We start from the raw sequence: 25704 nt of genomic DNA on the forward strand, positions 1-25704 counted from the left end.
AAACCTTTATTTAACAGCAACTACAAAAGCTCTATTTTGAAAAAAGATTGATTAAAATGGAATTACTCTTTTTAGCTATATATGAGATTTTTATAAAAAAGTTTGTTCATTTTAAGATAAGTTTTTTTAAACATTACCCTCTTTAGTTTAATAAAGCATGCCTGCTTCTTTCAATGCCTTTTGATAAGTCTCATCATTTAGCTTTTTAACATCATTTCGAAACAAATTTTTTCTAACGGTATCGAATAGACCACTTGGGATGTTAGGAAATTCACTTTCCCAATTCTCTCTTTTATCCAACTGAATTAGCGATTCAACAGTAACAAGATAAATATTTGGGAATTGCTTCTTAATGTCAGAAGAATACTTCAGAAACTCTTTTAAGTATTTATCAAAATGGTGACAATGGTATTCTTCAGTACCTGTATAGAATGGGAATCCACTTTCATCTTCCCACTCAAGGAGAAGTCCCCAAAAAGCAATAAGTGAACCCGCTCTATATCTCAAGTTATTATCATTAAAGTGTTCATAATAGGTGTACAACAATTTGCCACACCAATCTAAGTCGATTATGTCACCCATTTCCTTTATTTCATTATGTAGCAAATCCAATTTCCCTTGAATGGAATCCATTAATACCTCTCCTTTCAAAACAAAAAGGGCCCATTTGGGCCCTAAAATAGCCTTCTTCAACTAACGACAAAGTATACCCCTTTCCACTTTTTTATTTTATTTTGTTCTTCCCCAACCAGTGCATTATTTGTTTATACTCTCTGTATGTCAAATGACTTGATGTGATGCGTAAAAATGATTGTTCCATCAATTTCTATGTAGTGAATGTTTGCATCGGCAATGTCCTGTTTTAGTTTGTTTCGTAAAATAGACCAACTCTCCTCACGTATAACCGGTTCTGGTGCAAAAATAGAATAAAAGATAAGTATGTGGTCCTTTTACAATTTGAATTTCTTTTTAAGCTTCTTATATTTTCTATATGAACGTCTAACAATGTTTAACATGAAATACGGTATTTTAACAGGGAAAGGCAATTTATAAATGAAAGGCAAGTAAAATGTAAAATATGCCTTTTCTAGGTCTCTCCACTTACTATCTTCTTTTGTTTTTAAGAAATCAGATACATCGACTACATATCCCCTTCCGTTTTCCATCATCACATTTTTCCCGTGAACATCACAAGGAGTTAATCCTTGTTCCCTTGCATACTCTAAAGCTTCATTGATATCAAGGATTACCTGCTTAGGAATTTTAATCCCCTTATGAATAGCATCGTATAAGGTAATTTCTTTTAAACGTTTCAATACTATGAAATTTTCTCCTTTATATATAAGCTTCGAATAAGAAAGATGATTTCCGATTCTTCGGTATACTTCTGACTCTTTTTCAATTCCTTCTCCTTCTCGCGCGTAAACTTTCACTACCCAATCTTTGTATTCTTTGTGCATAAATACTGCGGCATAATTACCTGTCCCTAAACACTTCCAAAGTCTAGGAATATCTTTAATTACTACAGGCTCGAATTCATCCTCACTTCTTATGCTTACCTCTTTTAATAATTCGTCCTTTATCAATCCTACAAAACTATTTATACTCATCATTTCCACTCCGTTTTTGTTAAAAGGGGTCCCATTCACATTTTAAAATGAATATGTCAAAACATATACAATTTAATTTTCCTCATACTGTTTGGCAAGTTTATAAAATGAGGAACGTTTGATGCCATACTTTTTCATAGCTCCTACGGCTGTAATTGAACCAGATTTCCATTCCTTGTAAGCATCCATAAATTCTTCTGTTATTTCGACAGGCGGACGTCCTAAACGTTTACCTTGCTTCCTGGCAAGAGCAATCCCTTCAGCTTGACGTTGTTTAATATCAATCCGCTCTTTTTCTGCAAAGGCTGATAATATTGTAAGGGTTGCTTTTTGAATTGCACTCTGAATAACATCATTTGTACTTTCACCAGTATAATTGACGTTAATGTATGGTTCTTTTATAAATTGTAAATTCACTTTATGTTTTTCATAGTATCTAAATTCTTCTAATGTATCGTTCATATTTCTTCCAAGTCTCGTTAAGGAATCAAACACAATCGTATCCCCTGTACGAACAATACGCTTTAGAGTTTGATAATTCTCTCGCTCCATATTTTTTCCAGATTCTTTATCAATGAAAATATCCCGATCCTCTATTCCTAAATCCTTCATATTCTGAATTTGTCGTTGTTCATTTTGATCTTTACTTGAAACTCGTACATATCCAAATTTTTTATGTTTCATATTTTACACCTCACAGGTAATTATACCAATTTCGTCTGTAAAGGTATATGAAATAAAAAGATGTCTGTAAAACAAAAAATAAACATTTATGGACGTGGTTTTTTATAGTTTTCTACCTATCTGTAAAGGTATACTTTTACAGATATATAAGTCTCAAGAAATATTTATACATAAAAAAGCATAACAGAACACTATTTGTTATAATTAGAATAATTGGAAAGGAATGGTTATGGGGATATACGACAATTAAATAAGAGTTTAGAAATGAAAATAAAAAATGTATTGTGCTATTAGGTGAATAATATATATCTTTAAATTTCACTATATACTTTTATGAGACCCGAGAAAAACTTCAAAGAGAGCGTGATAATAAGCCTGATTTAAAGAGAGAGCATTATTGGCTTTCAGTTGAAAATTGATTATCGTTTAGCGGCCCTTCATCACATTAGATTAAGAAATTAGTTTTCAAAGATATTCGCAGGAGGATTTATTATGAAAAAGAAAATTACTTATAGTGTAATTGTTTTAGTAACTTTATCAGTAGGAACCTACATCACCCTAACATATAATGATAAAAAAGTAGAAGAAAAAGTTCAGGAAAAACCTAAAGTGCAAACCATTCAAAAGCAACAAAAAGATAGTTATGTAGTTAGCAATGATGATTTATCTAAAGCATCTCAGTCTATTGGAGAAATCCAAAACGAGCAAACTATAAATAACATGATGATACATATGTCTTTCCAAAAACTTACATTCAATGGAAGTAATCTTCATGTCCCAGGTACCCGTGATGTAGGTCGATTTCAAATGACCAAAGAAAACATTCAATACTTAAAAAACAACTTAAATGTTATCAATACTGATGAAAGATCAAAATATGAATCTATTCTGAACAAATGGTACGATGGAAATTTCGAATCTGCAGTTGAAGACTATAGAGAAATTCTTTATTTACGTTTTGGAAAAAAGCAAAGTTTAGAGGGATCTAACCTAGCCAAAAAAACTGATAAAGATGAAAAAGAGTTTATTCTCCATTTCTTTGGTCAAGAAGGATTAGATATTCATAATAAAGAATGGAAACAGGGAAAGTTGTAGAAATGAAACCACATTTCACTCCACTAGGAAGTAAAATGTTTTAACTCCGTATTACGGTATTTCCTTTTGAGGTGGATTTGTTTTCTTAAGTTGATGGGCATGGGACAGGACCCCTAAATATAATTAACATTCTATTTATATTAAAACATCAAAAAGAGGTGACACTTTGAACAAATGGGCTATATTATCTTTATCATGTGTACCTTATGCTCTTTTAACTATAATAAATGAGCATACATTAGAAATAGGTGGATCAGCTAATATCTTTTGGAAAATTGGATTATTTGCACCGCTTATAGGAGTTTTATTTTCAGCTGGAGCCAGTAAGACTTACCAACGCGTTATGCTTGCAATATTTAATTTAGGTTACTATTTTGGGCTTTACATCTATATGTTATACACTTTTTAAAGTACTCTTTTTATAAAAATAAAAAACCATGGGTTCTGTTGCAAAGTTTTCTAAACTAAGCTACACTTTCGAAAAAAGAAAACGCGGAGAATCACAGATGAGATATTTTAAAGGAAAACAATTCAAGAAGGATATTATTTTAATAGCCGTTGGCTACTATTGTCGTTTTCTTTAAGTTATCGCGATGTGTCTGAAATTCTTAAAGAACGTGGTATTTCTATTCATCCAACAACTATCATGCGCTGGGTTCATGAATATGGAAAACTTATCTATCACATTTGGAAAAAGAAAAACAAAAACACATGGTTATCTTGGCGTTTGGATGAAACCTATATCAAGGTGAAAGGGAAATGGTGTTATTTATATCGAGCAATTGATAAAGAGGAACAAACACTTGATATTCAACTTCGTCAAAAACGGAACACACAAGCAGCATATGCTTTTATGAAAAGACTTGTTCGATCTTTTGGAGAACCAACGGTTCTGACGACAGATAAGGCCCCTTCTTTAGCTTCCGCATTCAAAAAAATTAAAGGAGATAGGTCTTTACAAAAATACCTTTCATCGTACAATTAAGTACCTCAATAATATCATTGGGCAAGATCATCGGCATGTGAAACGTCGACTCTCCCGTTCTTTAGGATTTCAAAGTCTTCGCCATGCCTCAAGTACTATTAAAGGTATAGAAACTGTTCATGCTATATACGTCAAAAAAAACGAAGTCTTCAACCAAACTTCGTTTTTTTGACGTATAACGCATTACATGAATTATTAATAGTTTCATAAAACTGGTCCATAACATTCCCCATCTCTTTATATCTTCGGAAACTTTGCAACAGAACCATTTTTCTTATGTAAATATGGGGTCTTTCGTAGTCTTATCATAAGTAATTATTATGTAAATATATTTTTTAATAGATGCATTAAAACAAGATTCATTCTGTCTACCCTAATTGTTCAAATTCCTTGATACTCTTTAATCAAAATTATGTTCAAAAGATTTTTTTCGGAATATTAATTTTTAAAGATATAATAATAGAGTAAAATTCTTTATTTGCGGACCTAAGGGGGAAATATAGTGAAAAGATTATTATTAATAACTGGATTATTAACTATTATGCTGGCAGCATGTAGTGAACAAAATGTCGTCCAAAAGGAAATGAATCAAAAAGAGCCAGTGACATCAAAGGGGGAAGAAATAGGTAAAGTTGTAGAAGGAAGAGAATATACGGTTACAGCCATTAAAGAAAACGTGTTGTATCTCGAAGATTCTAATCAAAATAAAAAAGAAAACGCTGCAGAAATCAATTATTCTGAAATTAGTTATACTACGTGGAAAAACAATAAAAGAAATGGCGTAGTTGATGTCAGTGATCACGTATGCTTCGAGAAAATTAGCGATGGAAAATATAAAGCAATAATCGTGAAGGATGTTGTAGGAGAAATAAAATACGACGGCACAATTCAATATAAAATTATTGAGGTAGCTGACAAATCGATAAAATGGTTACCGTTACATGGTGAAAATAATGGGGGATATGTACCACCAGAAATGATAAAAATCACCAACGGCGACAAGATAAAGGTTGGGAATATCGTAACGATTAAGGATGTTCAGCCTCCTGAATCAAACTCGTTTGATGGAATCTATGAATTAACAATTGTAGAATAACCAATACTGTGTATTTTTCGAAAGCTTGTTATTTTGCTTCTGTATATTTCAAGTAATCCTTTTTTATATTTAAGTAAAAAGGAAGGCTAAGTATGAGTGTATGCAGTTTCTATAAATTTTAAAAGTAAAACGTTGATATCAGTTGATATCAACGTTTTTTTCCTGTTTAAAGAAATTTTCCAAAAAAAAATTAGATTCTTTTAATTTTTATGCTGTATTTTCACTTAATTAGATAAGGAGATGATTTATTTGACATAAAAAACAATTTAAATATTATGTCCCTGAATCATACCTGAGCTATATCAATAAAAAGGGAGGATTTTATTATGCCTTGTAATTCAAATCAAGCTACATTTTCTTTATGTACCGATGCAAATTATTATAAAAGTGGTGCAACTTCTGTTGATGTTTCATGCACTTATTATGGAGGCGGTATTATAGGCGGAGCCCCTAACTGGGCTTATACTTTTTACTTACAATATTGGACTGGTTCTTATTGGATGAATAAAACTTCAGCATCTGGATCATTTAATTATCCAACGCCTACAAAAGCTTTAAGCCTTTCTGGGTGTGGAGCTGGACAATATCGAGTATCAATGGTCTATTATTCTCAAACTAATGCATCTTATAATGGAACTGTTAATACTTATTCGTTTCAGGTTGATCGTTAAAAAAAGAGAGAGCTATATGCTCTCTCTTTTTTTAGTATTAGGGGCAGCACCCCATCGCCATCAAGCTAAGAAAAGCAAATACCCCAGGCTGAAAATTTAATCCGTTTTCTATTAAAAACACACGAAATTTTCAGCCTGGGGTGTTATAAAATTCTTAAGTTGATGGGCATGGGTTGAGACTTCGAAATATCATGCTTTCACATCAAATAACAAACATGAAAAGGACTTTACATTTAATTCGTAGGAAATCTCTCTTTTACAAGATCTTCGATGTTATTTGCTTCTTTAATTTCTTTTGATGATAACCAAGTTATATATAATGTTCCAGTCTTATTGGTTAGATCTATGACAAAATTTTTATTATATAGTTCTTCTTTAAGCATTGTGGTTACTTTGATTAAATCCTCAATTAAAGGGGGATTGTTTTCAAATACACCGTCGCTATTAAGTGCTAAAAGCACTATATATTTTCGAAGTTCCTCATTATCCGAACTTATATAAGTAATATCTTTAATTGAAAATCGATCGTTTTGCATTTCATGTAATCTTTCTTCTACTTTGGTGTGCGTTCTAATCCAATTTTCCCAATATTCGTCTATGGCATCTGACATCGTAGATTTCATTGTTAGTAACAGTTCTTCTTTTGTTATCACTTTTTGTACATTTTTAAAAGGTCCACCTAAAGATTTACCATTTTGATCCTTAATTTCTAGTTCTGTTATCTTTTTATTATTCTTCTGAATGAGTTGAAATAGAGTATATAAACGATCTAATTCTACGGAATCCAATTGGCTAAAGTCAATTTCGTTGCTCATTTTCAAAGTTAATAGCAACTCATCTGTCGGGCTTCCTTCTTCTGGATTTTGATTATCTAACATATATTGAAGAGCATTATCATTTTCAGTTTCCACGTACCCTAATTTTTTCATTTCTTCTAGAGTTGGTTTGAATTTCTTATATTCTTCATATGTTTTTTTACCATATTGGTATTCATCACCTACTATAGATGAATAGAGGAGACCTTGTACCTTTACTCGGAATTTTAGATATTTGTTATTTTTTTCTTGCACAGTATGGAATGTAAATCCCATATTATTTTCATTTATCGAGCTCCATTTTGTAACCTCAACATCGATTCCGTGTTTCTCTTTTATATAGTTTTGTACCTCAGCTTCATTTTTTTGATTACAACCACTTAAAAATATGAAACATACTACTAGCAATATTACATTTTTCATGCTTTTCATATAAGCACTCCCTACGTAAGAATTAATTCTTGAATGTGCAGCACAGTTCAAAGCCTTCTTTTCCTTAGTCATATTCTTTAACTTTTATATAGTGTGAACCTTTATTATTTAAGTTCTTGACATTCCACCTATACTGGCATACGGCAACCATTCGTTACTTTTGGAGCCACTCAAAAAAATGTACTAAATAAGCCTACTTTTTTAATTTTTTGTATTCGGTAAAGTGAAATTAAAGTTAGAAATTACGTGTTCGGTAAAGAAAACTACTGACTTTTTATTGAATAACTATACCGAATTCATATTCGGTATAGCAAAACACCTTAAAAGCTATGAAAATTGCCGAGTGGCTCATAAAAGAAGGAATGGTTGCCGTACCCCCTTAAAGGGCGCTTTAAGGGAGTAACTTAAAAAGCCTAATTTCTTAAAAAATGCTGTGAAATTAGGCTTTTTAATATGAGAATTTCCTTAACGTTGTAAATCCGCATTTTCCTGACGCTACCCCAATAAGACCGTATCAAATTTGATACGCTAACTAAAAGTATGAATTGTTGATATAACTGGTTTAACTTATATTTTTCTACTTATTACTATCTCATTCTTATATTTAGGGCTAAAAGTTCCGCAAGGAACGGGTTGTATTTTTGAGAAAAACACTCAAAAATCTCCACCCTTTCCGCTTTGCTTCATCCTTGCAAAACTTTTTTCGGCTCGTTTGCTTTTCTGGCCAAGCCGAAGGACAAAAAGCAATGCAATGGTTCTCGGCTTGGATTCTCAAGTATACGAGCCGAACCGCCAAGATCATTCGTCCTGGATTCGTTCTTATCCGTTATGATGCTACGCAACCCGTGGGGTCTCGCCCCCACACGACGAGCCAGCACTCCAAACAAAAAGCAATGGAAACCCAAAAAGACAAGATCAAAAGAAAAAATAAAAAATACCTGATAACAATTCGTCGGCAAATACTAATGCATAGGAGACTGATTTCCCATTAAAGAATCTAAGAACATAATTATAATAAACAGTGTTGGAATGAACCGATAAATTGCTAAAAAGATTGATATAAACAAACATGGAACAATAACCCAAGAATGTCCTTCTTTTGCTAGACTTCGAATGGAAAAATAAATACCAATATACGGACTAAAAAGTATAACGTAACTAAGCCAATCAGGTGCGTTAATGATTATTGGAAGAAACGGAAGAAGGCTAGCTCCAATAGCTATAAATAATCTCCAGGTGAATTTCTTCATAAATGGTAAACTCCTTAAAATATATTATGAATTTAAACATAACAATTAGTGGTTATGTTTTCCAATATTTATATAAGGGGTGTTAACGGCAAAACGTGGATATCATACGCTAAGATAGTTTCTAGAAGTGGAATCTCATCCTTGCTACTGTAAAAAAAACAACTAGCTCTCCATAAGAGGTGCTAGTTGACGTAAAATTCGTTATTGGAAGTTAAAATCTCTTAATTTCCTGATAAATTAAAGCATGCGTTAGTTCAATAAGCATAATTTCATTTTTTCAATAATCTTATCTCCGAATCCAATAAGAATACCGTGGTGATTTTCACATAGAAGCCATTCAAATTTCTTAGAAAAAATGTAATACTCAAATGCAAAGGTTTCATCAATGATCTTTTGAATCATCGTTATGTTTCCCTCATAAACCCAGAATTTTGGTTTAGCGCTTTTTTCCTCTACCATAAAAAATATTCTTTCATTTTCATCAACTAATTTATGAAGATGCTTATATGCGTCATCATCTATGAAATGAACGGAATAGCCATCACTTTTTAGAAATAGCCAATACCATGATATTTGATTAGTATAATGGGACTTTTTAATAAAAGCCTGTTCAAATTTCTGTATGATATTTTCCCATTGATGAATACCCACTTCACTTAGTAGTTCTTTAGGAATCATATTTTCTTTAAGCATAGAATTTATTTCTGTTCTTACAACATTTTTCATTTATACACCTTCTTATTAATTACTTAGCTCGTGCAACTATATTTCTATATTTCTTTTACGCAACTAATGCATGCGTTAGTTGCGGATTATTAACTAATAAATTCACCAGAATAATTTCTTAACTCTTCAATAGCTATTGGTATAGCTCTTTCTTCAGTGTCAATCAAAGATAATCCTCCTGTAATGGGACTCCAAAATTCATAGCCACAATCTTCCTGCCACATATAGACTTCTGTGGTAAAAAAAATATCTTTCCGTTTAATAATTTGAACTTTGTATTTCTTACTTGGGGAGAAAATTTCTTTAACTATTTGCTCCATTTTTTCATCATCTCCACTAGTAATAATGTGTATATTATATCATTCCTTATTCAACTAAACTGCCCCGTTAGTTGAACAAGGAATCCTGTATATTCTATTCATATGGGGTTAACATAACGTATCATTATCGGGATTCAATGTATTTAAAAGACTATTAAAAGTCCCCCAGATTTTTTAACTGGGGGACTTTTGTGTTCACATAATTCTCGTTATTGGAAATGAATTATATGTATAATTTTTAAAAATTATTGTATTTACTTATGCCTATACCTTTTAAAAACTTCTCTGTTAGGTACATGGATAAACCAAAAGTAAAAACCATACCAATCATTGTTGCTATCATCATTTGTCCTGTATAAGGTTTAAAAAAAGATACGATTCCGATTGTAAAAAAGAGATATATACAGCCAATTCTAAATAGATATTTTCCAAACTGTAAATTGCCTTTTATCCAACCTTCCTTTGACCCCATAGAACGCCAAGTCCTGTATCCTATAAACAGATTAGGCTCTCTTTTAGCAAATACAGGGCAAAGGAGCGAAATAATGATAATAAAAGCAGGAATACTTAAACAGATAATGCGTTCAACCAAGTTTTAATCCCCCTTTAATAATATATATATACCCCAATTTATACTTAAAATCCTTTAGATAAAATAAAAACAGACATGTATATCATATACATGCTAGGTTAACATAACGTAACATTATCAATAGTAAAACAAAAAGCACATTCCTCCCAAGGATAGCACCAATGTCCATCAAACTAATATTTTGAAATCCCCAAAACGAAAACTTTATCTTGCCACAATTATGTATAACAATTCAGCTCATTTTTTTCATTTTGAGGAATATCTAATTTCTTAAGTTGATGGAAATGTATGGTGCCCCCTATTATCCTTGTATTAATCCAAGTGATTTATTAACCTTTTTTCAGAATACCGGTTTAATACTGGCAATTCTATCAGTACCTCCCCAGAGTGAGCTGCATTATTGCTAAGCTTCATACTTCCATTATGTTGCTTAATTACTTTTTCAGTGAACGTCAATCCAATGCCATAATGACTGTTATTCGTCCGTCCATAGTTTTCGGTATAGAAAAGTTCAGCCCCTTTTTTAAGAGCTTCCTCTGAAAAGCCAGGTCCTTGATCAATGATAATGAATTGAATAAAATCTTTATCCTGCCTGACGATTAATTGTACTTTTTCATTCTGCGGTGTTCTTTCTATTCCGTTTAGTACGACATTATTTATTGCTCGAATAAGGAGACTTACATCTATAAAAAAGCTAGTTCCTTTCTCAGTAAAATCTTCGACGATTATATTATTACTTAAGCTTCTTACTTCGGATTCTAGCTTGCATAAAAAATCATTGACAGCTACTTCATCTTTATTCGTATTTATTTGCTTGTTGTTCAGATTGATATCGATAACTTCCTGAATATATCGTTCAACCTGTTGTATAGAATTCATAATATCACTAAAATTTTCCTTTGTATCATCAGTTGACATTACTTCCAAAAGTTCTATATTCCCTTTTATTACGGTCATCGGAATTTTAATATCATGTATTAAATAGCTGATTTGTTCCGCCTTTGAGTTAGTAATCTCTATTTCTTTTTGAATGGATTTAACCAATGCTTCTGATAAACTTTCCATTGCACCCATTACATCCTTATACTCATTAAATCGAACTCGCGGAAATTTGATATTCAGATCCCTTTCTTTTATTTTACCGGCTACTTTAATAAGCTTTTGATTTTCTTGGATAATAATTTGAGAGAAACTTCTAATATTCCAGACTAAATAAATACAATAAATCAAAATTGAAAGGATGGATAGCCATACACCAGGGTTAGGAAATACCTTTCTTAGTTCAACTTTTGCGAACTGAACTTTCAAGTTATAATAAATCAAAATCGTTTCATTTTTACTATCATACCTTATAAAAGAACTTTTGCCCTTAGTAGGATTCTGAAAAGCTTCTTTTGCTTTTTCCTTATTCCTCTGGCCCATATTACTCTTTACCATTTCGTTTGTCTGTTTATTAAAAATCGCGTAATCCAATTCAGAGGGGATGATGTTGGTATCAATATAATCGGCGTTTACAACATCATTTTGGATTTTTTCTGCTTTATTGATCGGCTCATTTGCCGGAAGTAAAAGGTGGTGATTGATTCCCCCTATTACGATTCCGATATTTAACATCAAAATAAGTAAACCAACAAAAATTAATTTTATTATCGATTTAACAAAATAAGCTGAAACCGAATTCTTTATTCCCATATATAACCTACACCCCAGACTGTATTGATGGGGGTTAAATTAAATTCGAAAAATTTTTTTCTTATCACTCTAATATGTTCAACAATCGTTGAAATTTGAGAATCACTTTCTATTGAATAGACAGATTCATAAATATCTTCTTTGGAAAAGATTTTCCCTTTATGCAAAGCAAGCAGTTCACAGATTTTGTATTGAGTCCTAGTGAAACTTACTTCCTTTCCTTGGATGATCACTTTTTTTGCTTCCAAATCAATAAGAATATCACCATCTATAAATACACTCTTGGTTCCTCTTTTTGGCCTGAATTCCCGTCTTAAATGGGCCTCGATTCGTGCATTCACTTCATGTATACTAAACGGTTTTACAATATAATCATCTCCACCAAATGATAAACCTTTTATAATTGAACTTTCATCACTTTTGGCTGTCATAAAAATGATTGGTACATCAATTAAAGGTCTAATTTTCTCACAAATTTTAAAGCCATCTTCTCCAGGCATCATGACATCTAGTAAGATAAGATTATATTCATTTATTTCCTTTATTGTGATATCTTTTATATTTTGTAGAGTTGTAACCTTATGTTTTTTCAACTCTAACATTTTCCTGACTAGTCTTAGAATTGCATCATCATCATCAATTGCTAAGATATTTGCCATATTTAGTTCCCCCTTTAATTCTATTTAATCGTTTGTTTTCCTTCCGGGCCAACGATTAATCCAAACGATACTTAGAAGAATCATTCCTGTTGTAAGAATAAAGAAAGAATAACCTCCCGTTAACAGCATTGGGTCGCTATCCAACTTTACATCTATACCTATTAAATAATCAATTACATATTTACTAAATCGATTTGTCCATGTCCAAGGCAGAAATCCCCAAATATTATCTCCTAGTGTGGTAAGAGAAACAGCAGTGATGATCACTCCTCCAAACCCACATATGCTACAAATCCCTATTCCATACTTATAACCAATAACTTGATAGAAAAAATACTGAAAGATAGATGATACTGTAAAAATTATACCCGTTACATAGTAGGGAGTGAAATAAACTCCATTCACACCAACTAGAAACTTCAAAGCCATGGTATAGATTAATATTGTTAAAAATATTGAAGCACTATAAGAAAAAATCATCATCGTTGTTTGACTTATGAATGAGTTGGTTTTACTCTGAATCACTCCAAGTATATTTTGAAAATGGCCTGCTTCATTTTCAGAATCGGCGACCATTCCACAAATAATGGAAATAATGACCGGTGTACCAACTCCAATTAATTCGAACAAAATGCCGTAGCCTGCTTCTGCACTTATAGGAACATTCCTACATAAGAAGTATACCATTAAAGTACCAGGTAAAATGAAGGGAATACCCAAGTGTAATAACAGAAATATACTTCGCTTTCTTTTTTTAAACTCTGCCAACACACATCGATAAAATTGTTGCATTATTTCACCTCCATTTTATTAAACGATCTAACAGTCATCAAAGTAAGTACAAAAAAGAATAGAATGCTTAAAACAAGAGCAATTGGAATCACCGAATAACTTAGCAGTTCATCGTTTTGTGGCAAGGGTATTCCATTAGCGTGCAGTTTCGTTAAAGGCATTTGCACTCTTAAATGCCAGCTATATGGAATGAACCACCAATCCTCCGTAGGAGAAAAAGATGCACCTAAACTTAAATTAAGCATGCTATTCAATAATAAAGTGATGAAGAAGTTCGTTTTTCTTGACAGCCATAAACAAAATGGAACCTGCCATAGTGAAGTAACAAACATCAAGATAACCGCCAAAATACAAGAAGAGAGTGAAACTAAATGTGGACTTGTTTGGATCAGCAAACTAGTTAGGCTAATAGTAGCAACTAATAGAAGAGACCCTAGCATTACAAATCCAATTACTAATACAATTCTACTCATTTCCTTTTTTTGAAGATTTATCGGTAAACCTAAGATCGTTTTAAAATTCGTTGATTTTTTTTCCAGATTATTTAAAAGTCCTGCCGTAAGGGCAATAAATACGGAGAGCCATAATATCCCCCAATGGTTGATGATGGTTTCTGCACTCAAGCGTATAATGCTTGGACCTCCAACAAAATTAAGGCCTATTGCAAGGAGAGAGCATATTAAGGGAATTATCAACAGCATTTTTCTTATCGTTGTTCTTTTTGTTTTTATGATTTCTGACTTCAAATATAAATACATACAATAACCTCCTACTGAGCTCTATGTTTTCGTACAACATCGGTAAAAAGCATTTCTAAATTTTCATATGAATGATATTTTCCCTCATAGCCTAGTATCCCATCGCTGATGATGCCGATATCATCAGCTAAATGTTCAACTTCCGATAACAAATGGCTAGATAAAAGGACTGTAATGCCCTGCTGTGGAAAAGAAGCAATCATTTCCCTTAATTCTTGAATCCCAATAGGGTCTAATCCATTAGTAGGCTCATCTAGGATTAATAGCTTTGGACGATTCAAGATGGCAATGGCAATGCCAAGACGCTGCTTCATTCCCATTGAAAAGTTCATCACTCTTTTACTTCCCGTATTTGTTAAGCCAACAATTTGAAGAACCTCTTGGATTCGCTCTTTTGGCAACCCAAGAATTGTATTTATGACCTCCAAATTTTCTTTAGCAGTTAAATTTCCATAAAGTGGGGCATTTTCAATTAAAGAACCAATATGAAGCAAATCCTCTCTAGTCCACTGATCTCCATTGAAAATTACCTTTCCAGATGTTGGCTTGAGCAGGCCTGATATGATTTTTAGCGTTGTAGACTTTCCTGCCCCATTTGGCCCCAAAAGACCATATACGGTGTTCTTTCTTACATTGATTGATACATCATTTATAACAGTAGCTCCTCTGTATTTCTTGGTTAACTGTCTAGTTTGTAAAATATACTCATCATTCATCTTCAGATAACTCCTTTTCTTCTTTATAGATGGAGTTTAACAATTAAAAATCAAGACTTTATCAATATTGAAGAAGAAATATAAAAAACAGATGATTGATCAGATAAAATCCTGTTCAACCATCTGCCTAAAGATATGCAAAATAACGTTTAATGTAGCTACTATTTAAAGTTTGATTAAAAAGTGTACCTAAACCCTCATTTTACAGTAAACAGGGGGTACGGCAACATCGCCATCAAGCTAACAAAACCACGCTAAGCAAAAATTATTTCACTGTTTACGGCATAGAACTTACTGTTATTTCTATTAGGGGTATCGCCACATCACCATCAACCTAAAAAATCAAAATCCCCCCATAACGAAAATTCTAGCCATTGTTGACTACTAATAATGATGCGTTATGTTAACCGAGCATGTATATCCTATACATTCAAAAATCTAAACAAATTGGTTCTCTTAAATGGTACAATTAGGAAGAAAGAGGTGTGAAATCATGGATAAACGTTTAGGTTTCTTGTTTGTGGCAATTGGTATGTGCTTTCTCATGTTAACTTTGACAATGAACGTTCAGAATGTTGCATGGACTGTGATGTTAGGGGTCAGCATTGTATCTAATATAGCAGGGACAACTTTGTTATTCAAATACATAAGAGAGTATAAGAAACAAGCATTTTAATTGCTTTTGCATTGTTGAAAAACAGGGTAAAGGATGAAAACCCTCTCCGTTTGGGAGGGGTTTGCTATAAAAGTCATTAATGGGAGATAAAACATGAATTTTACAAAGAAAGAAATTGAAAAAGAAATTAAGAAAACCAAACGAAAATCGTTAATTGTATTATTTTGTATAGTTGGTTTGTTCGTATACGGAGTGTATTGGGCGTTTTTCAGTATGGATCGATTACCGACAGGTGAAAAGATTGCTGAAGAACAATCTCCTGACGGAACATATACATTTAAAGCTTACCTAACAGACGGCGGAGCGACAACGAGTTTTGCTGTTAGAGGGGAGTTAGTATTTAATCACCGCAAATATTTTAAGACAAAGAATGTGTATTGGAATTACCGAGAAGATACGGCAAAAATTTTTTGGCAAGACAATAATACAGTAATCATTAACGGACATACATTAAATGTTCCTGGAGATACATACGATTTCAGAAGATAAATTAATAAATAACACAACAAAAAATTACTTCCGCTAACGAGAATTATGTAAAAAGTAAAGCCGTCCTGATGGACGGTTTTTTTGTATTTTTTGCTTAGCGTGGGTTTTTTCAAAAATGCTAGCGATACCTCTACTATAATTGACGTTGTATGAGCTTAGCTTGATAGCGATGGGGTAGCAGCTAATATTTTGAAGTACCCCCAAAATGAAAATTTTCTTTTTCTACAGTTAGTTATTTGGAGAAGTCAGCTCTTTTTTCGTTTTTGGGGTGTTTACTTTTCTTAAGTTCATAGGCATGTATGGTGACCCCTATCAGTTTAAGCGGGCGAAATTATTTGTAGGAAATTAATCCAAATAAGAATTTACAAGTGTACACTAAACCACTGGTTTGGTATAGCCAAAGTGAAAAACTTAATGGACCATTCGAAAGGTATCTCCCACCTAAAGCTGATCTATTACGCTTCACGTGTTTTAGGAAGGAGAATATTTTTGGATAAAAAGTCGGGATTTCTATTATTTGGGGTTAGTATTAAGATTTTCGTTATTTAGTACAGTAATAGTGTTTTCTTTTTCTACAGGTTTTCTACTTAATAAAATCACTACAATAATGATACATATGGCCCCAATGATTTGGAAAAATAAGAAAGGAATATGCAAAATAATTACAGATGAAAGAATTGAAGAAAGTGGTTCAGTACAGCCTAATAAAGTAGTTTCTTTAGGTGAAATGTATCTAATACTATCTAAGAATAGGTAGAAGGCAATTAATGTTCCAAAAATAACTACAAAAGTAATTAGTAATAGCGTATTTAAATCGATGTTCCCAATCGATTCCAAAAATATTATTCCTTTTTTAGAAAAGTAATGAACTATTGTAACGCCTATTCCTCCTATAATCATACCCCAACCAACTAAAACAGCAGAAGACCATTTTTTTAATAAAGATTTGGAATAAAGGGTATAAAAAGCTAAAGATAATCCAGATAACACTCCCCAAACAATTGCAGGGACTGATACAGTTAGGTTATCTATTGAGCCATTGGTTAATAATAAGAAAGTACCCAAGGTTGCAAAAGTTATTGCTAAAACATCAATTTTAGTAGGTAAGGCTCTAAATTTGATAATCAGATAAATTGTAATAAAAATTGGAGCTAAATATTGTAAAATTGTTGCGACTGCAGCATTTCCTTCGTTAATAGATGCAAAATAAGTGTATTGTACCCCCAGCATACCAAATATCCCAAAAATAATGAGCTTAGTAGCATCATGTTTATTTTTCCAAATTGCAACAATTTCGTGTTTATTTTTACTAAAAAGTGAAACAAATAATAATATAAATCCGGATATTAATAAGCGAATTGTAACTAACCATTCAGTGGAAATTTCTTTTTGCTGAAAAAGTTGTTGAGCTACGGTTCCGGATAATCCCCATAAACTAGCACCAATTACAACCATAATCATTCCTTTAATTCGATCTTTATTAACTTTATTCAAATAAAACACCTCCAATAAATTAAACACTTCCGCTTAATTTTAGATAAACATTTAAAACATATATTGAATGCAATATATCGCGATGGTTAAAAATTTTATGATAACTTCAAAATATAACTCACTAGATACATTTGTTGAATTTTACCTAATGATAATTTGTCATATAGATTATGTGGAATTATAGACTAAATATATTTTATACAGCTAATTATAAATCCCTAGAAGCTAAAATATTTTGAACATCTTTCATTGGACGTAACCAGTTATTAGACATAGTATTTTCTAGTAATGATGAGTCACCAATTTCTAATGCCCTAATAATACTTGTGTGTTCATCTATAGATTGTCTATCATGAATTACGTTTTGAAAGAAAATATACTCAAAACGCAAGGCATGAAGATGTAAGTTTTCTAAGAACGGTTCAATGTATTTGTTCTTTGAAATCTCAACAATTAGGTTGTGAAATTTCAAGTCTAATATTAATGCTTTTTTAGAATCCATTTTCTCAATAGCTTGTTTAAACTCTGTATTTATTAACGTAAGTTCTTCAATGTCACATTCCTTAATATTATTAATGGCTTGTTTCCCCACGAGGGTATGTATGCTTGCAATAGTTTCGTAAATTAATGGCACATCTTCTACTTGAATTGGAGCAATTTTAGTTTTTTGTCCTGGAACCATTTCAACAAGCCCAGAAAGTTCTAAAACTTGAAGTGCTTCTCTTACTGGTGTTCTACTTACACCTAAAGCCTGTGCTAGTTCAGTATCATTAATTTTTTCATTAGGTCTTAAAACACCTTCAATAATCCAATCTTGTAGTTGATTTAAAACAATGCTTTTTGCAGAAAATCTTGTTTGTTTATTAAAATTTTTAGGAATAGGCATGATAAGGCACTTCCTTTTATTCATTTTGATTTCGATAATATATGATATACGGAATAAAATGAAGAATAAACTATAAAAGTAAAAGGTTTAACAACTGTATTATTTAAGTTTTTTTGTTACTTATTAACTAGCGATAAGGTTCTTTCAATTGGTGGATTGAGTTGAGTTAATAATACAAAAACCCCAATTAGACAAAAAGCCCCTATTGATTCAGAAGCTGTGTATGAAATTTAAAAAAATAATACAGAAAATAGAATTGCAGTCCATGGTTCAATATAGGAATATAAGCAAATATCTTTGGGTGTAATATAATTTGTACTTTTTACATAAAAAAACGATGTAAGAATAGTTCCAAACACAATAATAAATAGTAATAATAAAGTGTGGATTGAGACTGTTTTAAAAATAGATAACAGGATAAAGTCATTTGTAGAAAGCTTATTTAAAAGTAATTGTCTAGGTGTTTTTTCTTTGGCTCACCAAATGGGGTCAGACCACTGTATATTCCTACAAAACGTATAGCGTATTTTTATATTATATTAAATGAACATCAAATTATATTGAATATTATCATATATTAGGTGAACACTTATTTTCCTCATATAACACATTAACATACTGTTTTAAATTCTTGATGAATAATAGAATATCTTGACTAGACATTCTAGCATGTTGAAGATGAAATATGTTTCCTTTTCCGATTTCTAACTCATTTGAAATTAAAGTAATAGGAATATTTCTAAAGATATGCCACGGAAAATAAAGGTGTACAAAAGTTTCTCTAAAATATATACCCGATTGACAAACTAATACTCCATCTGATCCTTTACTCAAATTACCGAGGATAGATGTATCTAAAAAAGCAATTATTTCTTCTTCCTTTGAAATAATATATCGCTCCAAAACTTTCTTTAACTTTTTGTCTGAGATATGAGTGTCTACAAATAAACCATTATCAGGTTCTAATAATTCATCGTACGTCTCAAACAAAGAGCAGATTGATTTTATCTCGTCAATTTTTATAACTGGATGTATATCATTTTGCTTTGAATTGTGGAACGAATTTGTAAGAGTTATAAGTAATTCTTTAAATAACTGCGGTGGATAATCACTGCCGTTAATATTAAAACTTTTTTGTGCATCAAAAGATAAAAAACCATCTTTATCAATTTCGATTTGTTGCACTTCATTTAATTTAGCCCATTTCATATGCCCTTTACCTAATAGCCAATTTTTCCAATATAAACCTGAACTTGTAAAATAAACACCATATTTTCCTGAGCCAAACAAATTGCAACTTAAGAAAGCAATAATTCGATCATCTTTTGGTATAGAGAAACGTTTATTTGCATTTGATAAGAAATCTTCAGGTATTCTGGTAACATAAAATCTAGACTGTTGATATTCTAAACAAATATCAGTTAAACGATTAATATCTATATTCAACATGATAATTCTCTCTTTCTTATATATTTTCGATATAATAAATTATAATAGTTTCAGGTAAAAAATTACAGTTAAACTTTACTTAAATCGAGAGCACACTATTGGATTCCAAAGATCAATTAGTATTAAATTGAAAAATTTCTAATTTGGTTTTATCGTTTGGGGGAAGAATGTATTTCTTAAGTTGATAGGTATGGGGTACCGCCACATCGCCATCAAGCTAAGATTTTGAAATATCCCCAAAACGAAAAATTTATATTTCTACAGTTATTTATAAGAATTCAGCTCACTTTTTTCGTTTTGGGAAACAACCAATTTCTTAAGTTGATGGATGTGCGTCAGTACCCCACATTAGAAGAATTTAGATATTATGAAAAACATAAAGTGAATTTACAATTTATAAAAGAACCATACCTTAACGTCAATTATACTGGTGAAAGTACAAATGATGTTATTCAGAGTGCAATTCAAAAAGCAACCCTTACAATATTATCAGCCTTTGCAGAAAAAGAGCGCATTGATATTAAACAACGCCAAGCTGAAGGAATTGCTCTTGCTAGAAAACAAGGAAAACACTTAGGGCGTCCTCCTATCGAAATAACAGAAGAATTTATTGAAGCTTATAAGGAATGGAAATCCGGTTCGATTACTGCAGTAGGAGCCATGAAAAAGTATGGCATCAAACGTTCTTCATTTTATAAACTTGCCAAACAGTATGAAGAAAGAATCAAAAATTAGAGAGGTGGAAATTCAATGGATTGTGTTGCTCTCCCATGCCTATCAAACACGTCACAGAATTACATACTATTTCATCCATGTTTAACCAGAAATACAAAAAGAACTTGTAGAAATCACTACAAGTTCTTTTTAGGGTAGGGTAAATCATAGAGCTACGTAAACGACATACTAACCTAAGGAGAACTGTCTTAATAATTTTATTATATAACAAATATTACCAGTTCAAGATTATAATTTTGAACTTTATGTGAACTATGAAAACGAATTGTACCTTTGAAATAAAATCGTACTGTTTATAAAAGGAGGTGCCGTTTTAGAGAAAGTTATACCGTTTACAAAAAAGGTTACATCAGTTTATTCCTTTTCGATTAAAGAACTCTATGTGAGTTTTAATCTTTTCATTTTAGAGGGTATTTTATTTTGTTAGCTTGATGGTGATGGGTCTGTACCCCTATTAACGGTTAAACTTTTTTCAAAACGGTACCACTTTCTTACAAACGGTGCATCTTTGTTTCAAACTGACAACAAGTTGCATATTTTTTATTGTAGAATGGATTGTACAAGCGTAAATTTGTACCTATTATTTAGAGAGCTCTAGTGAGTGATGTCATAAGTCAAGCTAGAACACGTCAATTCATAAGAAAATATCACAAATCGACCACGTATTTCAATTTTTTACGCTTACATCAAATTTCTGAGGGGGAAATTGACTATGATGGATTGGAATAAGGTGAAAAAACAGATTGAAAATACGTTTAATGGCACTATATTGCTTGCACAAGATAAAAAAATTCTATTACAAGGTGCTTATGGAGAAGCTTCTGTTCAACCGCACGCTTCAATGCAACTCAATCAACGTTTTAACTTGGCTTCTGTATCAAAATCTCTAACAGCATTAGGTATTTTACTATTAGTGCAAGAAAATAAAATCAAATTAGATGATGATATCAACCAATGGTTTGCAAAATTACCTTATGCTAATATTACTGTGCGCCACCTTTTACAACACACATCGGGTTTACCTGATTATATGGAATTGTTTGCTAATCATTGGAACGAAACAACATTTGCCTCAAATGAAGATGTGCTACAGCTATTGACTCAATATGCACCACCTCGGCTCTTTGAATCAGGTGAACAAATGGTATATAGCAATACGGGTTATGTATTATTATCCCTGTTGATTGAGCGTGTCACTAATAAGAGTTTTTCTGAGTATATGACTGAAGCTATCTTTAAACCATTAAATATGAAGCATACAACAGTAACTTCAACTACTTTTATAGAAGAATATATTTATGAAATTGCACAAGGATATGTATATGATGTTTATAATGGTAAATATGTTAATCCTGTTGAATTTGAAGAAACTAGGGGCACTGTTTGCTTAGATTATATTACCGGTGATGGAGGAATCTATTCAACGGTGGAGGACTTATGGAAATTAGGGCGTGCTGTCATTTGTGCTCAACTTTGGAATAAAGAATTGCTTGAACAAGCTTTTGCCCCATCAACTCTTTCTGCAGAACAATCTTTTCCTTACGGAATGGGATGGATTATATATGAAGATGAACAACTGGGAAAATGCGTGTCTCATACTGGTGGTTGGCCAGGCTATGCAACCACCCTTAAAATTTTTCTTCAATCTAAAACCATCTTTGTCTTTTTACGCAGTAAAGAGCAAGAATTAACCTACGAACTAGCTATTGAAGAAGCGATTGAAAAGGCACTAAAAACAAATGAATTAGTCTTACCAAAAAAGCCTAAGCAACTTAAAGCTATACATTTATCAACTGAATTGTTGGAGGGATATGTAGGCAAATACTATTTACAAGAGCATCCTGAAAATGCAATTGAGGTGGTATTACAAAAAAATAATCACTTATATATATATTTACCAAATACAATGCCACTCGAATTACATGCAATTAATGAGAATGAATTTTTTTTACGTAATATAGGGGTTTTAATAACAATTAAACAAAATACATTAACTGTTATTGACGGAGATCAAAAAACAATCGCAATAAAGTAGAATTAATAAGTTTTAGTTAATAATTCATCCACATATGAAAAAAAACATCTGCAGAATTATAAGAAACTCACCCATAAAGGAGTTCGACCGAGATACGTGTAAAAATAGGTTATAGGCTTACTTTTATTTCCAGATATAATTTATTGAACTTATAGGGGTCACCATACATGCCCATCAACTTAAGAATTCAGAATTACCCCAAAACGAAAAAAAGTCCTAAATTAATAGGACTCTTTTTTACCTTGGTCTAATGTAAAGTTTTGAATATTAGTTTACTTTCAAATCACCTAAAACATTGAACTCACGCCAAATCCTCTAATATCCTCGAAATACTTAATAAAAGTATACATTCAAAATATGATAAATAAAGAAATTAAAATACCCATGATCAAAAAAGAAAAAGCTAGATTCATGCTAGCTTTTTTACATAATTATTGTTATCAAAAGTTAAGAATTCACTATACTTTATATTTTATATGCTCTTGTTATATCTATTTTTGAAACGTATGTCCTTGTTCTTTTATTGCTTGCTGTTTGTTGTTTACATAGTCTATAAAATCCTTTGCTTGTTGAAATTCTTCTTGAAGTTCTTTAGGAAGTTTCTTCACCTCAACGGGTCCCTTAGTTGTATCTACTTCCGCCTGTGCCGATATTTTTTCATATGTCATGAGAGCTTTAATATACTGTTTATATTCTTCAAGAGTTAAGATTTCTTTACTTGATATATCTTCATTAAATTTATCAAAATATAATTGTGCTTCCGTTAGGGCTCCTGTATACTCAGCTACTTGTTTAGGAGGCATTTTATCAAAATCAATCTGTCCATTCTTGTTTCCATATTTTAATTTAGCATCAGTAATTACATGTAGATATTCTTTAAACTGTTTATAGCCTTTTTCCCCTAAATCTCCTTTTGCTTGTAATAGTTTTGCATTCAAAGTCATATACCCATCGAAAGTTACGTTTGCAACATGTTTTTTGAGATTTTCAAATGATCCATACAATCCATCTGCTAAAATGGATTGATAAGCAAACGCACTCGTCGGAATTAGCAATGCCGCTACTAAACCACTTGCAATCAATCGTTTTTTCATTGTCATCTTTTTTCTTGCAGTTTGGCCTTCTATGATCTGACTTATCACTTTTTCTTTTAGTTCAGGTGGTATAATTACTTTTCTTCCTTTTTCTTGTAAGGATTCTCTTACTCGATTCTCTAAATTCATTGTCCGTTTTCCGCCTTTCTAAAAAAGATATTGTTAGCTTGGCTTTTTTGACGAAGCTTCTTCAAAGCAGTGTTAATTCTGGATTTAACAGTTCCGAGAGGAATGTCCAGAATACCGGAAATCTCTTCTTGAGAATACTCATTCAAATAACGTAAGATAATGACCTGTTTGAGTTTATAAGGTAGTTTATCAATTAAAGAAATGAGTTCATAATTTGAGATTTTATCAACTACATCATTTGAAAAATCAAATTCAACAACTCTCTTATAGGTTTCTGCCTTTTTCAGAATCCGAAAACGTGTCCATGTTTTCCTTCGGTAATTACAAATTTGCCGTACAACAATTCCCATTAACCAGGGACGAAATGGTTTATTCCTATCAAATTGACTTAGAGATTGGTATGCTTGGATATAAATATCCTGAACCACATCATCTACATCTGCCCGTTCTTTTATGAGAAAATGAACGGTTTTATAAACATCCTGGATTGTTCTTTCATAAAGCTCACCGTATATCTCTTGCTTACCTGATAAAGTAAGCTGAATGAGCTGGTCATATTCATTCTGGTTCTCCACCTATGATCCCTCCTTATGCTTTACACTATATATTGGTTAGAAAAGGAAATATCGTTCGATTTTTTTTTAAAGTTAGAAGTTCAGATAACAAAATGTGAATATTATACGTTAAGAAATGAAAAACCAGCCGCCTATTTAGGAGCTGGTTAACATAACCTCACTTATCAGTAGTCACTATATCTAGAAAAAACCCCTCCAATTTACTTGCTGAAAGAGTTTCGTATTTACATAATTCTCGTTAGCGGAAGTCATTTTAAAATTCTATGTATCACTTTCTATGCATAATTTCAGTGTACACAATAACATTATTTTTTGCACCAGAACCGGATAAACTACTGGTGTGCTATATTAATCTTCATTTTCCTTGTTATTATAAGCTAATAATGGCTCGTACATCATTATAGCGTGATTCTCCGTTACATATTGATCTTCTACAAACTGTTTCTGTTGGTTATATACTCTACGTTGAATAACATTGTGTCGTATATAACCACCCCAGTATGCAGATTGGATTGAGTGTTCTTTTTCATAAACTTCATATTGATAAAGCTGCGGATAGGCTGTTCTCCATTCACCAACTAAATGTTTATCTGTGATATAAAGATGAAGTTGATACGATTGGTCCGTTTCATTTTTAATTTGTAAGTCTAAATAATTATAGGAACAAGTCGCTCCGCTTCCAAACGGTTGGGTCCGCTTGGAATCAGGAAAGACATCAAAGCTATGACGATATCGCTCTGTTACTGTCAGTGGTGTATGTAGGGTCATCCAATATATTAAATTTGAAAGCTGACAAAGTCCCCCTCCAATGCCTGCTTGAAAAGATCCATAGTGTAATATCATACCTTCTACATACCCTTTTCTCCTAGTAGGCTTACCTATTAAACGCCAGTAAGAGAATGTTTCTCCCGGTCTAATGACGATACCATCTAGCTGTTTAATGGCAATCTTTAAATTTACAACTTTATTCTGTTGATACCACATATCTACATCCTTGAGCTTACGAAGTAGTATTGTTCGGTGCTGAATCGCTGTACAGGGTAACTTTTCTTGTTGTAAAGTTTTTGCATATGTTTTTCCGTCTACTAACCACTGGATGTACCTCTTTGTAGAGTAATACCATGTTCCTATCATAATACGATACTTAGACCGCTGTTTAGGACGTAAGTTCACTATATTCATTTTATTTCCTCTCCCCTTTTTCCTAATTATACCATTAAAGAAAAATGATGTACTGTATACTTTTGGA

The 25704-nt window shown here is 32.0% G+C and carries 26 protein-coding genes and 2 pseudogenes; 9 read left to right on the plus strand and 19 right to left on the minus strand.

Annotated elements, in window-relative coordinates:
• Positions 1-147: 147 nt before the first annotated feature.
• The 3 genes from AB1284_RS25045 to AB1284_RS25055 form a co-directional block, all read right to left on the minus strand.
• The gene (locus AB1284_RS25045; protein WP_429761908.1) at positions 148-633 is read right to left on the minus strand and encodes a hypothetical protein; all 486 of its coding nucleotides are present in this window, start codon (positions 631-633) and stop codon (positions 148-150) included.
• A gap of 317 nt (positions 634-950) precedes the next feature.
• On the minus strand, positions 951-1610 hold the full coding sequence (locus AB1284_RS25050) for a serine/threonine protein kinase (RefSeq protein WP_429761909.1): 660 nt from the start codon (positions 1608-1610) through the stop codon (positions 951-953).
• A gap of 72 nt (positions 1611-1682) precedes the next feature.
• Positions 1683-2294 (minus strand): recombinase family protein, encoded by a 612-nt coding sequence (locus tag AB1284_RS25055; RefSeq protein ID WP_429761910.1) that lies wholly within the window; start codon positions 2292-2294, stop codon positions 1683-1685.
• 492 nt (positions 2295-2786) lie between these two features.
• Between AB1284_RS25055 and AB1284_RS25060 the strand changes: the two genes are divergently transcribed.
• From AB1284_RS25060 to AB1284_RS25080, 5 genes and pseudogenes are all read left to right on the plus strand, one after another.
• The gene (locus AB1284_RS25060; protein ID WP_429761911.1) at positions 2787-3389 is read left to right on the plus strand and encodes a DUF6241 domain-containing protein; all 603 of its coding nucleotides are present in this window, start codon (positions 2787-2789) and stop codon (positions 3387-3389) included.
• A gap of 166 nt (positions 3390-3555) precedes the next feature.
• Complete coding sequence (locus AB1284_RS25065) at positions 3556-3798, plus strand: hypothetical protein (protein ID WP_429761912.1); 243 nt, start codon at positions 3556-3558, stop codon at positions 3796-3798.
• A 97-nt stretch (positions 3799-3895) separates the two neighbouring features.
• A pseudogene (locus AB1284_RS25070) lies at positions 3896-4546 on the plus strand (IS6 family transposase).
• A gap of 330 nt (positions 4547-4876) precedes the next feature.
• The gene (locus tag AB1284_RS25075; RefSeq protein ID WP_429761913.1) at positions 4877-5470 is read left to right on the plus strand and encodes a hypothetical protein; all 594 of its coding nucleotides are present in this window, start codon (positions 4877-4879) and stop codon (positions 5468-5470) included.
• 326 nt (positions 5471-5796) lie between these two features.
• Positions 5797-6141 carry a hypothetical protein gene (locus tag AB1284_RS25080; RefSeq protein WP_429761914.1) on the plus strand — a complete coding sequence of 115 codons (345 nt, stop codon included), beginning with the start codon at positions 5797-5799 and terminating at the stop codon, positions 6139-6141.
• Positions 6142-6374: 233 nt separating this feature from the next.
• Here the strand turns inward: AB1284_RS25080 and AB1284_RS25085 are convergent, their stop codons facing one another.
• The 10 genes from AB1284_RS25085 to AB1284_RS25130 form a co-directional block, all read right to left on the minus strand.
• A complete protein-coding gene (locus AB1284_RS25085; RefSeq protein WP_429761915.1) occupies positions 6375-7388 on the minus strand; it encodes a hypothetical protein in 1014 nt (337 codons plus the stop codon).
• A gap of 962 nt (positions 7389-8350) precedes the next feature.
• Positions 8351-8638 (minus strand): hypothetical protein, encoded by a 288-nt coding sequence (locus tag AB1284_RS25090; RefSeq protein ID WP_429761916.1) that lies wholly within the window; start codon positions 8636-8638, stop codon positions 8351-8353.
• 249 nt (positions 8639-8887) lie between these two features.
• Positions 8888-9364: a DUF6756 family protein gene (locus tag AB1284_RS25095; RefSeq protein WP_429761917.1), complete on the minus strand. Its 477-nt coding sequence runs from the start codon at positions 9362-9364 to the stop codon at positions 8888-8890.
• 89 nt (positions 9365-9453) lie between these two features.
• The gene (locus AB1284_RS25100; RefSeq protein WP_429761918.1) at positions 9454-9684 is read right to left on the minus strand and encodes a hypothetical protein; all 231 of its coding nucleotides are present in this window, start codon (positions 9682-9684) and stop codon (positions 9454-9456) included.
• A gap of 238 nt (positions 9685-9922) precedes the next feature.
• The gene (locus AB1284_RS25105) at positions 9923-10276 is read right to left on the minus strand and encodes an SdpI family protein (protein ID WP_429761919.1); all 354 of its coding nucleotides are present in this window, start codon (positions 10274-10276) and stop codon (positions 9923-9925) included.
• A 312-nt stretch (positions 10277-10588) separates the two neighbouring features.
• Positions 10589-11968 (minus strand): sensor histidine kinase, encoded by a 1380-nt coding sequence (locus AB1284_RS25110; protein ID WP_429761920.1) that lies wholly within the window; start codon positions 11966-11968, stop codon positions 10589-10591.
• The gene (locus tag AB1284_RS25115; protein WP_429761921.1) at positions 11959-12627 is read right to left on the minus strand and encodes a response regulator transcription factor; all 669 of its coding nucleotides are present in this window, start codon (positions 12625-12627) and stop codon (positions 11959-11961) included. Before AB1284_RS25115 ends, AB1284_RS25110 begins: the two co-directional genes overlap by 10 nt.
• A gap of 24 nt (positions 12628-12651) precedes the next feature.
• Positions 12652-13419 (minus strand): lantibiotic immunity ABC transporter MutG family permease subunit, encoded by a 768-nt coding sequence (locus tag AB1284_RS25120; RefSeq protein ID WP_429761922.1) that lies wholly within the window; start codon positions 13417-13419, stop codon positions 12652-12654.
• The gene (locus tag AB1284_RS25125) at positions 13419-14177 is read right to left on the minus strand and encodes a lantibiotic immunity ABC transporter MutE/EpiE family permease subunit (RefSeq protein ID WP_429761923.1); all 759 of its coding nucleotides are present in this window, start codon (positions 14175-14177) and stop codon (positions 13419-13421) included. Before AB1284_RS25125 ends, AB1284_RS25120 begins: the two co-directional genes overlap by 1 nt.
• A gap of 11 nt (positions 14178-14188) precedes the next feature.
• Positions 14189-14893: a lantibiotic protection ABC transporter ATP-binding protein gene (locus tag AB1284_RS25130; RefSeq protein ID WP_429761924.1), complete on the minus strand. Its 705-nt coding sequence runs from the start codon at positions 14891-14893 to the stop codon at positions 14189-14191.
• Positions 14894-15386: 493 nt separating this feature from the next.
• On the opposite strand from AB1284_RS25130, the gene AB1284_RS25135 reads away from it, so the two are divergent.
• Positions 15387-15569: a hypothetical protein gene (locus AB1284_RS25135; protein ID WP_429761925.1), complete on the plus strand. Its 183-nt coding sequence runs from the start codon at positions 15387-15389 to the stop codon at positions 15567-15569.
• A 93-nt stretch (positions 15570-15662) separates the two neighbouring features.
• Positions 15663-16058, plus strand: a complete 396-nt coding sequence (locus AB1284_RS25140) for a DUF5412 domain-containing protein (RefSeq protein ID WP_429761926.1) — start codon at positions 15663-15665, stop codon at positions 16056-16058.
• Positions 16059-16571: 513 nt separating this feature from the next.
• Here AB1284_RS25140 and AB1284_RS25145 read toward each other — a convergent pair.
• The 3 genes from AB1284_RS25145 to AB1284_RS25155 all read right to left on the minus strand — a co-directional run bounded on the left by AB1284_RS25145 (position 16572) and on the right by AB1284_RS25155 (position 19887).
• Entirely contained in the window at positions 16572-17519 is a 948-nt protein-coding gene (locus AB1284_RS25145; protein ID WP_429762107.1) for a DMT family transporter, read from the minus strand.
• A gap of 241 nt (positions 17520-17760) precedes the next feature.
• Positions 17761-18438, minus strand: coding sequence for a GntR family transcriptional regulator (locus tag AB1284_RS25150; protein WP_429761927.1), 678 nt, complete (start codon positions 18436-18438; stop codon positions 17761-17763).
• A 570-nt stretch (positions 18439-19008) separates the two neighbouring features.
• Entirely contained in the window at positions 19009-19887 is an 879-nt protein-coding gene (locus AB1284_RS25155; protein WP_429761928.1) for a hypothetical protein, read from the minus strand.
• 345 nt (positions 19888-20232) lie between these two features.
• Between AB1284_RS25155 and AB1284_RS25160 the strand changes: the two are divergent.
• Both AB1284_RS25160 and AB1284_RS25165 read left to right on the plus strand, forming a co-directional pair.
• Positions 20233-20622: pseudogene (locus AB1284_RS25160) on the plus strand (recombinase family protein); the annotation flags it as partial.
• A 712-nt stretch (positions 20623-21334) separates the two neighbouring features.
• Entirely contained in the window at positions 21335-22657 is a 1323-nt protein-coding gene (locus tag AB1284_RS25165) for a serine hydrolase domain-containing protein (RefSeq protein ID WP_429761929.1), read from the plus strand.
• A gap of 491 nt (positions 22658-23148) precedes the next feature.
• Here AB1284_RS25165 and AB1284_RS25170 read toward each other — a convergent pair whose 3' ends face one another.
• The 3 genes from AB1284_RS25170 to AB1284_RS25180 form a co-directional block, all read right to left on the minus strand.
• Positions 23149-23880 carry a DUF3600 domain-containing protein gene (locus tag AB1284_RS25170; RefSeq protein WP_429761930.1) on the minus strand — a complete coding sequence of 244 codons (732 nt, stop codon included), beginning with the start codon at positions 23878-23880 and terminating at the stop codon, positions 23149-23151.
• Entirely contained in the window at positions 23877-24455 is a 579-nt protein-coding gene (locus AB1284_RS25175) for a sigma-70 family RNA polymerase sigma factor (protein ID WP_429761931.1), read from the minus strand. Before AB1284_RS25175 ends, AB1284_RS25170 begins: the two co-directional genes overlap by 4 nt.
• Before the next feature lie 348 nt (positions 24456-24803).
• Positions 24804-25637 (minus strand): VanW family protein, encoded by an 834-nt coding sequence (locus AB1284_RS25180; RefSeq protein ID WP_429761932.1) that lies wholly within the window; start codon positions 25635-25637, stop codon positions 24804-24806.
• Positions 25638-25704: the final 67 nt, after the last annotated feature.

The organism is Bacillus sp. S2(2024) (assembly GCF_050474045.1).
Lineage (GTDB): Bacteria > Bacillota > Bacilli > Bacillales > Bacillaceae_G > Bacillus_A > Bacillus_A yunxiaonensis.

Coding starts and splice junctions, on each gene's coding strand:
- AB1284_RS25045 (WP_429761908.1), bottom strand. CDS start 633: ATGGATTCCATTCAAGGGAAATTGGATTTGCTACATAATGAAATAAAG.
- AB1284_RS25050 (WP_429761909.1), bottom strand. CDS start 1,610: ATGAGTATAAATAGTTTTGTAGGATTGATAAAGGACGAATTATTAAAA.
- AB1284_RS25055 (WP_429761910.1), bottom strand. CDS start 2,294: ATGAAACATAAAAAATTTGGATATGTACGAGTTTCAAGTAAAGATCAA.
- AB1284_RS25060 (WP_429761911.1), top strand. CDS start 2,787: ATGAAAAAGAAAATTACTTATAGTGTAATTGTTTTAGTAACTTTATCA.
- AB1284_RS25080 (WP_429761914.1), top strand. CDS start 5,797: ATGCCTTGTAATTCAAATCAAGCTACATTTTCTTTATGTACCGATGCA.
- AB1284_RS25085 (WP_429761915.1), bottom strand. CDS start 7,388: ATGAAAAGCATGAAAAATGTAATATTGCTAGTAGTATGTTTCATATTT.
- AB1284_RS25090 (WP_429761916.1), bottom strand. CDS start 8,638: ATGAAGAAATTCACCTGGAGATTATTTATAGCTATTGGAGCTAGCCTT.
- AB1284_RS25095 (WP_429761917.1), bottom strand. CDS start 9,364: ATGAAAAATGTTGTAAGAACAGAAATAAATTCTATGCTTAAAGAAAAT.
- AB1284_RS25100 (WP_429761918.1), bottom strand. CDS start 9,684: ATGGAGCAAATAGTTAAAGAAATTTTCTCCCCAAGTAAGAAATACAAA.
- AB1284_RS25110 (WP_429761920.1), bottom strand. CDS start 11,968: ATGGGAATAAAGAATTCGGTTTCAGCTTATTTTGTTAAATCGATAATA.
- AB1284_RS25115 (WP_429761921.1), bottom strand. CDS start 12,627: ATGGCAAATATCTTAGCAATTGATGATGATGATGCAATTCTAAGACTA.
- AB1284_RS25120 (WP_429761922.1), bottom strand. CDS start 13,419: ATGCAACAATTTTATCGATGTGTGTTGGCAGAGTTTAAAAAAAGAAAG.
- AB1284_RS25125 (WP_429761923.1), bottom strand. CDS start 14,177: ATGTATTTATATTTGAAGTCAGAAATCATAAAAACAAAAAGAACAACG.
- AB1284_RS25130 (WP_429761924.1), bottom strand. CDS start 14,893: ATGAATGATGAGTATATTTTACAAACTAGACAGTTAACCAAGAAATAC.
- AB1284_RS25135 (WP_429761925.1), top strand. CDS start 15,387: ATGGATAAACGTTTAGGTTTCTTGTTTGTGGCAATTGGTATGTGCTTT.
- AB1284_RS25140 (WP_429761926.1), top strand. CDS start 15,663: ATGAATTTTACAAAGAAAGAAATTGAAAAAGAAATTAAGAAAACCAAA.
- AB1284_RS25145 (WP_429762107.1), bottom strand. CDS start 17,519: ATGATTATGGTTGTAATTGGTGCTAGTTTATGGGGATTATCCGGAACC.
- AB1284_RS25150 (WP_429761927.1), bottom strand. CDS start 18,438: ATGCCTATTCCTAAAAATTTTAATAAACAAACAAGATTTTCTGCAAAA.
- AB1284_RS25155 (WP_429761928.1), bottom strand. CDS start 19,887: ATGTTGAATATAGATATTAATCGTTTAACTGATATTTGTTTAGAATAT.
- AB1284_RS25165 (WP_429761929.1), top strand. CDS start 21,335: ATGATGGATTGGAATAAGGTGAAAAAACAGATTGAAAATACGTTTAAT.
- AB1284_RS25170 (WP_429761930.1), bottom strand. CDS start 23,880: ATGAATTTAGAGAATCGAGTAAGAGAATCCTTACAAGAAAAAGGAAGA.
- AB1284_RS25180 (WP_429761932.1), bottom strand. CDS start 25,637: ATGAATATAGTGAACTTACGTCCTAAACAGCGGTCTAAGTATCGTATT.